The 988-nt window shown below is 39.0% G+C and carries 1 protein-coding gene; it reads left to right on the forward strand.

What is annotated here, in order from left to right; all coding sequences use genetic code 11:
• Positions 1 to 901 (forward strand): hypothetical protein (locus L2748_RS24105; RefSeq protein ID WP_248957831.1); only part of this gene is annotated, 901 nt, incomplete at its 5' end.
• Positions 902 to 988 lie beyond the last annotated feature (87 nt).

A 988-nucleotide genomic window follows, 5' to 3' on the forward strand; every position in this document is an offset into this window, starting at 1 on the left:
AACGTTTAATAACAGCATGTTATTGAACGGTGACCTTCCTACAGAGGACTTTCACCTCATTAGTTCATGCCCATGCTGGGCGTACACAAATCAAAGCACGCGGACTTGGGTAAGCTGTCACCTTTTTCGCAAAAAACGCAAAAAAGCCGCCAGCTTACCCAAGCCGGTGTTTGAGGCGTTAGTTCTTTTGGAGAGTACAGTGGATAAAGTTTTGTCTTACGTAAATCAAATAATGGATAGGGCAGATAGTTTTAACTATTTCGTTTTTCTTTCTACGTTCGTTATATTTCTAGACGGGATTTTGCTTTATGCGTATGGCATTTCTATTTTCGAACTGAATTTTAGCTATATCAAATCCAACATAACGATTGGTAGCTTCTTGGTGTTTCTTTGTGTATACAGTTTATTCATGGCAGTCGTCGTAACTGGGTTAAAGTTCGTGATCTCACAAATCGTATTATCACTGCCGACTATTGAGTTCTTGCAAAATCCTGATAATGGCAATTTTCGAAAGACGTTTGCAAAAGAGTATGTCACAACGTCTCAAATGCGAACTTATGCGATAAAGAATGATAATTCAGTAGCTTTAGGTGTTGTTGCTGAAAAGCATCAAGAAACTAGGAATCTTCTCAACTTAGAAAAGAATTGTTTTGCTTTTCTGTCGGCAAGTCTGCTTAGTTTAGCGGTTGGGTTCGAAGATAGTCCATCATTGGTAGTTAGCATGTTCACTTTTACAGAGGACAGTAGCGTAATCTCATTTGAAAGTTTAAAAGCCATTCTAGTCAGTGTTGTTTACATTACTATGGTTTATATTGGTGTTATTCGAGGGTGTTGTTTTCAGGTAATGCCTTCTCTATATAGCGATCGAATCTACTTTCCTGACGACGATATAAAAAACTAACAAATAAGGATAGGCCGCGCGTAGCCGCGTCCTTATCCCAAGTGTTGAACAAGCCCGAGTGATACCTTTATAGTGTAAATATCGGCG

This window comes from Shewanella sairae (genome assembly GCF_023283535.1).
GTDB lineage: Bacteria > Pseudomonadota > Gammaproteobacteria > Enterobacterales > Shewanellaceae > Shewanella > Shewanella sairae.